Genomic DNA, 7059 nt, shown 5'->3' on the forward strand with positions numbered 1-7059 from the left:
TTATTAGTTACTGACAATCAATTGATTAAATTTTAGTTATCTTTAGAAGACTTACCCCCGGCAAATTGCCTCAACCTATTCTGTACTTTAGAATGCCCCTTTATAGCTTCGGTATAACCACAAAATTCAATAAATCATGGGCAGAAATTTTAAACTTAAATGGATAATTGGAACATTATTATTCTTTCTAATTCTTAGTATGAATGCGCAGGATCAGGCGCAGGAAACTGTAGATGAACTTTACCAGGTCTATAAGAACCAGGGTGCAAAAGCTGTTTTGGAGAGCTACCAGAAGAACAATCCAAATACCGCTTACGAAGGCATGGCTGAACCCTTGAATATTCTAGCTTACAGATTGATGCAGGAAGAAAATGATCTGGAAGCCGCAAAAATATTGTTCCAGGCTCAGATCGATGAATATCCACAGGAAGCCAATCCTTATGATTCCTTTTCGGATGTTTTGCTGGAAATGGATAAAAAAGATGAAGCAGTTAAATACATAGAAAAGTCTCTTGCAATTGCTGAAAAGCATGATCATGAACAGGATGATTTGATCATGGAAGCGGGTCTGGCTAAGATTGCTATTATTGAAAACAGGGACAAACAACTTAACTTTCTAATTGGTAACTGGAATAATGAAACCCAGGTTTACCAGAATGGTGAAGTTATGAATACGACCAATAGTTCAAACCGTATTTCGTTTGATGAAGCTGGTTCCATGCTGGTTGTGGATCATGATACAGGTGATAGTAAGCCATGTTGTAAAAGAGTCATGGTGTACAATCCACTGGAAGATGAATTTGATGTGGTCTTTATGCGAAGAAATGCGCCTGAAGGAATTTCAAATTCAAAGATGAAAGTAAAGGAAATGGGACCAGATCAATACCAGATCGTAGAGAGCTATCTCGATGATAGCAACCAACAGCTTAGATTTAAACACGATATTACAAAAGAAGACGGCTTGGTTAAATGGGCAGTTTATGAAGAAACCGAAAGTGGCTGGAACAAATCCAGAACAATGAATCTTACCCGTAAAGATTAAAGATTTTAAACTTTAAAACAGCGAAGGAGACATCAATGGTCTCCTTTGTTTTTTAAGGTCTACAAAATAGGATTCTAGATTATGACAAAACCATCTGTAATACTATCTTTGCTGGCTGAAAAAGACTAATCCATGAAGATTTCATACAACTGGCTAAAACAGTTTATCAAACTACCTGAAAATGCAGAGACTACCGGAGAACTTCTTACAGATCTTGGTCTGGAAGTAGAAGGTATTGATACTTTTCAAAGTGTAAAAGGAGGTATGGCCGGCGTAGTTGTTGGTCATGTTTTAAGCTGTGAAGCTCATCCAAATGCAGACAGGTTGAACCTCACCAGAATGAATCTTGGAAACGGTGAAGAAGTACAGATTGTTTGTGGCGCTCCAAATATCGCAGCAGGACAGAAAGTTCCTGTGGCGACTATTGGTACAGTACTATATGATGAGAAAGGTGAAAGCTGGGAAATCAAAAAAGGAAAAATTCGTGGTGAAGAAAGCTACGGAATGATCTGTTCTGAAAAAGAACTTGGTTTAGGCCAGAGTCACGAAGGTATTATGGTGATGGATAATGAGCTGGTTCCCGGAACTCCGGTTGCTGAGCTTTTTGAGGTAGAGAACGACGAAGTTTTTGAAATTGGCCTTACACCTAACCGTGCAGATGCAATGAGTCACTGGGGCGTTGCCCGGGACTTGAAAGCAGGCTACCAGCAACAGGGTAAATTTCTTGAACTCATCACCCCTTCAGTTAGTAGTTTTCATGTTGATAGCAGAAGTCTAAAGATCCAGATCAAAGTAGATGATTCTAATCTTGCTCCAAGATATTGCGGGGTAACCATTTCTGATGTAAAGGTTGGTGAATCCCCGAAATGGCTTCAGAATAGATTGAAAGCTATTGGACTTGCTCCAAAGAACAATATTGTGGATGCTACCAATTATGTAATGCATGAACTGGGACAGCCACTACACGCATTTGATGCCGGTAAGATCGCTGGTAACGAGATCAACGTTAAGACCGTTGAGGCAGGAACTAAATTCACAACACTTGATGAAGTCGAACGCGAATTGCATGCTGAAGACCTCATGATCTGTGATGCTGAAAAACCTCTTTGTATCGCCGGAGTATTTGGCGGACATGGAAGCGGAGTGACTGAAGGTACTACGCAAATATTTCTTGAAAGCGCGTACTTTAACCCTGTAAGCGTTCGAAAAACTGCAAAGAGACATGCGATCAATACCGATGCTTCCTTTAGGTTTGAAAGAGGAATTGATATCAACTCGGTAGAATATGCTTTAAAAAGAGCTGCTCTGCTAATCAAAGAAATTTCCGGTGGTGAGATCACTAGCGATATTGATGATCTCTATTTCAAAAAGATCGACGATTTCCAGGTTTTCCTAACCTTTGAGAAGGTTAACAAACTTATTGGTGAGAATCTTGAGGAAGAAACTATAAAATCTATTCTTGCTTCTCTTGAGATCAGAGTGAATAATGTTACAGAAACCGGGATGGGGCTTACGATCCCTTCTTATCGTGTGGATGTGCAGAGAGAGTCTGATGTGATCGAGGAGATCCTTAGAGTCTATGGTTACAATAACATCAAGTTTGGCGATAAACTAAGTTTATCTGTAGCAAACTCCTCAAAATACGAAGATTACAAGATTCAGAATCTTATCGCTCAACAGCTTATAGGACAGGGATTCTATGAAACCATGGCCAACTCGCTAACTACGCCAGCTTATAATGACTTTAGCGATGATGCTAGAGATGAGTACCAGGTGAAAATGTTGAATCCGCTAAGTCAGGATCTTTCGGTTTTACGACAAACCATGCTTTTTTCAGGGCTGGAAGCTATTAGTTACAATCTAAACCGGAAACGAGGCAATCTTCGCATATTTGAATTCGGAAAGACCTATCATTCTTTTGTTAGTGGCAGGGAAGAAAAGAAACATCTTTCGTTGTTTATGTCTGGTAACAGAACTGCTGAGACATGGAATGCACCAAATTTCCCTGCTGGAAACTTCTTTTACCTGAAAGGGGTGATCGAATCGATTTTTCAGAAATTAGGAATTTTGAACACACTTAAAACCAAAACTGGTAAAAGCTCTGTATTTTCTGAAAGCCTTCAGATGAGTACGAAAAAATCTAAACTGGTAGACTTTGGTGTGGTTAAAAGGTCAATTCTGAAGAAATTTGATATAGATCAGGAAGTGGTTTATGCAGATTTTAACTGGGATGAAATCATAGAAGTTGCTAAACAACATCAGAATAAGTTTAGTGCTATTCCGAAGTATCCTAGCATGCGAAGAGATTTTGCTTTACTTCTTGATAATTCTGTGACTTACGATGAGATCGATCAAATCGCAAAACAAACGGAAAAGAAATTATTGAAAGATGTAAGCCTGTTTGATGTTTACGAAGGTGAAAACCTTCCGGAAGGCAAGAAAAGTTACGCAGTTAGCTTTGTATTTCAGGATGAAAACAAAACACTTACAGACAAGCAAGTAGATAAGATGATGAGTAAGCTTCAGTATAGATTCGAAAAGGAACTAAAAGCAGAATTACGCTAATATTCGCTATGTAGTATCAAAATAAAAAAACCGTACATCGAGTACGGTTTTTTTATTTCAGATCATTTTTCAAATTACAGATCTTTAAAGATCTCATCAACATATTCACGAATCTCACGATCCATTCTCTTAGTCTCAATAGTCTCTTCGGAAGTTCCTCTCCATAAGATCTCGTTCGTTCTTCGATCTATAAGGTCAATAACAATCGAGCGCTCACGATATGGCACCTGCTTCACTCTGGATCCGCTAATTCTTTGAATTGTAAAATAGTTTTCATACAGGTAATCTTCGTAATAGGATCCGATGAAGAAGCCCGGCTTGTAATATGGGTAATTCGTGTAAACAGGATTTGCATTTACGGCTACCTTTTCATCGAACATCGGGTGAACATACACAAGAACATCAGGTTGTAGCTTATCAAGACTAAAACCTTCTTCTTTCATGTTCGCATTGATGGTCGCCACGATCGTTGAATTGATCGCCTTATTATCCAGTTTGCGATTCAGGATGGTATCCTTATTCGCCAAGAAGGCATAAGTGTCATAAGATTTTAATTGTTTTAGATCGTCTTTTGCCGTTGGAGCACTACTTCCACAAGAAGCTAGGGTTAGTGCCACAATGCTTATAACGAGAAATGTTTTCAAATTTTTCATAGCTTTTTTTTATAATTCTGAAAGTAAACGGAAAGAACAGAATAGTAAAATTACAGACCCGGTTTGACTTTTATTTAACTGAAAAAAGCGGCTAATAGCCGCTTTTTTCACAATTTCAGATATTCTGAATTATTTTGTTGGTAAAAGAACTGTATCAATTACGTGGATCACTCCGTTTGATTGATTTACATCTGCAATAGTTACAGTAGCTACATTTCCAGCAGCATCTTTAACCTTTACATTCTTACCATCCATCATAGCAGTGATATCTGCACCACTTACAGTTTTGAAAGTTGCTTTTCCGTTTCCTTTTTTGATAGCATTTACGATGTCTGCAGCTTTAAAGTCTCCTGCAAGTACATGGTACGTTAAAACTGACTGTAATTTACTTTTGTTTTCTTCTTTTAGCAAAGTCTCTACTATTCCTTCAGGAAGTGCTTCAAAAGCCTTGTTTGTAGGAGCAAATACTGTAAATGGCCCATCACTGCTCAATACCTCTACCAGTTCAGCAGCCTTTACCGCAGCAACCAGAGTTGTATGATCTTTACTATTGACCGCATTCTCTACGATATTTTTTGTTGGGTACATTTCAGCTCCTCCAACCATTTTAGTGTCCTTTGAATTTTGAGCAATACCGCTAGTCGCGATGAATAAAAAACTTAGTAAACTTAGTAATTGTAACTTTTTCATAATTATTTGTTTTGATTATGTATCTAAGTTACGCGTAGGCTGCTTCAACGGTTTTTAAATTGAAGGCAATTGGGATTCTTTTAACAAGATAGAACATCTCCTAAAGTTTTGATTATTAGCACAAAAAATATAGTAAGTCGTTGTTAGTCTTGAGCTTAATAATTAATTTAGTACAGCTTAAAGACTATGAACATGAAGTTGAAAATATCCCGCACGAATCTACAGCATCAATTAAATAAAACACGGAGTAAACGTATCGATGAGCAGTTGATCATGGATGAGGTTCGCGAGATCCTGATCCAGGACAACCTCCGGGAAGAAACTATTCAGAAAAATCTTCAGGAAATACAAGAGGAATCGAATGATCTTAATTTCGATTTGTTGGAATCAAACCGAATTTATCATAAAGATGATATCTATAAGTTATGTGTGATTTACAGACTTAGGTTCCTGGATTCCGGACTGTTTAAATCTGAAATTCCTTACGAAGCGATTACCAGGATCAAAAGTCTGGAGAATGAACATGACACTACTTTAAAAGGTTTTAAGATCATAGCTCCTTCTAAGTTGTTTAAGCTGAAGAATGCTGATGATCCACTATTATTTGCTCCAATGGGGAATGATTATTATTACCTCATCCATAAATGGGGAAATGATCTCCATCCTTTAAGAAGAATGATCATGTGGCCCTTTAAAACTCTTGAGAATTTTCTTGCGCTATTACTTATCACCAGCTTTCTTACCGCTCTTTTGGTTCCCGATGGTTTATTTAGTCCGCAGCAATCCACTACTCAGTTTTTTATGATATTCTTTTTTATCTTCAAATGGTTTGCCGGGATCTCTATATTTTATGGCTTCAAAATGGGGAAAAACTTTAGTACAGAAATTTGGGACAGTAAATATTTCAACGCTTAATTAAATTTTGATTAAGTAGCTGAATACTTCGATATATTCGTATTTTGTAATCTTATCTTGTAAAATATGAGTACTTCAGAAGAATATAAAAGAGTTTATACCGGACCAGAAACCAATGTGCAATATTTGCAGGAACTTTTTGGCGAAAGCAATATCCATTCGAGGATAAGAAACGATGTGGAGTCGGCCAGACTTGCTGGTTTTGGTTCCACCCACGGGATGGTATTATTATTCGTTTTTGAAAAAGATTTTGACGAAGCTTTGAAGATCGCTAAGTCTACATTCCCAAATGACTTCGATAATGAATAATGAACTTGAAGAAAGACCTCAACGTAACAAATGGAATCTTATCCTTGGGATTGTTTTTGTTTGCTACGGAAGCTTTAGACTCTATCAAAAACTAACTGCGATAGAAACCGATAATTTCGGAACTGCGATCGCCGCGGGATTTATTCTCTTCGGGATTTACGATCTTTATAAATACTATAAAGGCGTTTAAAAAAAAGACCGGCAATTGCCGGTCTTTTTAAATTCAATTTTTTCACTACCATTTAATAATTGCACTTCCCCAGGTGAAGCCACTTCCAAAAGCAGCCAGCACCACGGTATCTCCTTGTTTTACTTTACCCTGTTCCCAGGCTTCAGTAAGAGCAATGGGAATAGAAGCCGCAGTGGTATTTCCATATTTCTGAATGTTATTATAAACCTTGTCATCTGCAAGTTTGAATTTCTGCTGCACAAATTGAGATATCCTCAAATTCGCCTGGTGCGGGATAAGCATATCAATATCTGAAACTGAAAGTCCGTTTTCCTTAAGCCCTTCATTGATCACTTCTGAAAATCTCTGGATCGCATTTTTAAACACGAACTGCCCATTCATATAAGGATAGTAAGGAATATCATCTCCTTGTGGATTCTCTGCTATGATCTCTGGCACCCAGTGGTTCGTGCTTGGTCCTTTTAGTGACAATTCAAGTGCATGTTTCCCTTCAGAATGTAAATGTGTGGAAAGAATTCCCTGCCCGTTGTGATCACTTCTCGTGAGTACGGCTGCTCCCGCCCCATCACCAAAAATAACTGAAACCGATCGCCCTCTGGTCGTAAAATCAAGACCACCACTATGATTTTCACTACCAATGACCAGTACGTTCTTATACATTCCCGTCTTGATGAATTGATCTGCTACTGAAACTG

At 38.0% G+C, this 7059-nt stretch carries 8 protein-coding genes; 5 read left to right on the top strand and 3 right to left on the bottom strand.

What is annotated here, in order from left to right; translation table 11 throughout:
- Positions 1-136 precede the first annotated feature (136 nt).
- Both QZ620_RS04450 and pheT read left to right on the top strand, forming a co-directional pair.
- The gene (locus tag QZ620_RS04450; RefSeq protein ID WP_295179480.1) at positions 137-1042 is read left to right on the top strand and encodes a hypothetical protein; all 906 of its coding nucleotides are present in this window, start codon (positions 137-139) and stop codon (positions 1040-1042) included.
- 132 nt (positions 1043-1174) lie between these two features.
- Positions 1175-3607: a phenylalanine--tRNA ligase subunit beta gene (gene pheT, locus QZ620_RS04455; RefSeq protein WP_295179481.1), complete on the top strand. Its 2433-nt coding sequence runs from the start codon at positions 1175-1177 to the stop codon at positions 3605-3607.
- A gap of 74 nt (positions 3608-3681) precedes the next feature.
- Here the strand turns inward: pheT and QZ620_RS04460 are convergent, their stop codons facing one another.
- A complete protein-coding gene (locus tag QZ620_RS04460; protein ID WP_295179483.1) occupies positions 3682-4260 on the bottom strand; it encodes a DUF4136 domain-containing protein in 579 nt (192 codons plus the stop codon).
- Between the two features lie 129 nt (positions 4261-4389).
- The gene (locus QZ620_RS04465) at positions 4390-4950 is read right to left on the bottom strand and encodes a fasciclin domain-containing protein (protein ID WP_295179485.1); all 561 of its coding nucleotides are present in this window, start codon (positions 4948-4950) and stop codon (positions 4390-4392) included.
- 192 nt (positions 4951-5142) lie between these two features.
- On the opposite strand from QZ620_RS04465, the gene QZ620_RS04470 reads away from it, so the two are divergent.
- The 3 genes from QZ620_RS04470 to QZ620_RS04480 all read left to right on the top strand — a co-directional run bounded on the left by QZ620_RS04470 (position 5143) and on the right by QZ620_RS04480 (position 6364).
- Entirely contained in the window at positions 5143-5865 is a 723-nt protein-coding gene (locus tag QZ620_RS04470) for a hypothetical protein (RefSeq protein ID WP_295179487.1), read from the top strand.
- Positions 5866-5931: 66 nt separating this feature from the next.
- Positions 5932-6174, top strand: a complete 243-nt coding sequence (locus QZ620_RS04475; protein ID WP_295179489.1) for a DUF2007 domain-containing protein — start codon at positions 5932-5934, stop codon at positions 6172-6174.
- Positions 6167-6364: a hypothetical protein gene (locus QZ620_RS04480; RefSeq protein ID WP_295179491.1), complete on the top strand. Its 198-nt coding sequence runs from the start codon at positions 6167-6169 to the stop codon at positions 6362-6364. The genes QZ620_RS04475 and QZ620_RS04480 overlap by 8 nt, the downstream gene beginning before the upstream one ends.
- A 45-nt stretch (positions 6365-6409) precedes the next feature.
- Here QZ620_RS04480 and QZ620_RS04485 read toward each other — a convergent pair.
- Positions 6410-7059, bottom strand: a 650-nt coding sequence (locus tag QZ620_RS04485; protein WP_295179493.1) for a 3-oxoacyl-[acyl-carrier-protein] synthase III C-terminal domain-containing protein, incomplete at its 5' end; no start/stop codon positions are given.

It is taken from the genome of uncultured Christiangramia sp. (assembly GCF_913046405.1).
GTDB classification, from domain to species: Bacteria; Bacteroidota; Bacteroidia; order Flavobacteriales; family Flavobacteriaceae; genus Christiangramia; species Christiangramia marina.

Coding starts and splice junctions, on each gene's coding strand:
- QZ620_RS04450 (WP_295179480.1), top strand. CDS start 137: ATGGGCAGAAATTTTAAACTTAAATGGATAATTGGAACATTATTATTC.
- pheT (WP_295179481.1), top strand. CDS start 1,175: ATGAAGATTTCATACAACTGGCTAAAACAGTTTATCAAACTACCTGAA.
- QZ620_RS04460 (WP_295179483.1), bottom strand. CDS start 4,260: ATGAAAAATTTGAAAACATTTCTCGTTATAAGCATTGTGGCACTAACC.
- QZ620_RS04465 (WP_295179485.1), bottom strand. CDS start 4,950: ATGAAAAAGTTACAATTACTAAGTTTACTAAGTTTTTTATTCATCGCG.
- QZ620_RS04470 (WP_295179487.1), top strand. CDS start 5,143: ATGAAGTTGAAAATATCCCGCACGAATCTACAGCATCAATTAAATAAA.
- QZ620_RS04475 (WP_295179489.1), top strand. CDS start 5,932: ATGAGTACTTCAGAAGAATATAAAAGAGTTTATACCGGACCAGAAACC.
- QZ620_RS04480 (WP_295179491.1), top strand. CDS start 6,167: ATGAATAATGAACTTGAAGAAAGACCTCAACGTAACAAATGGAATCTT.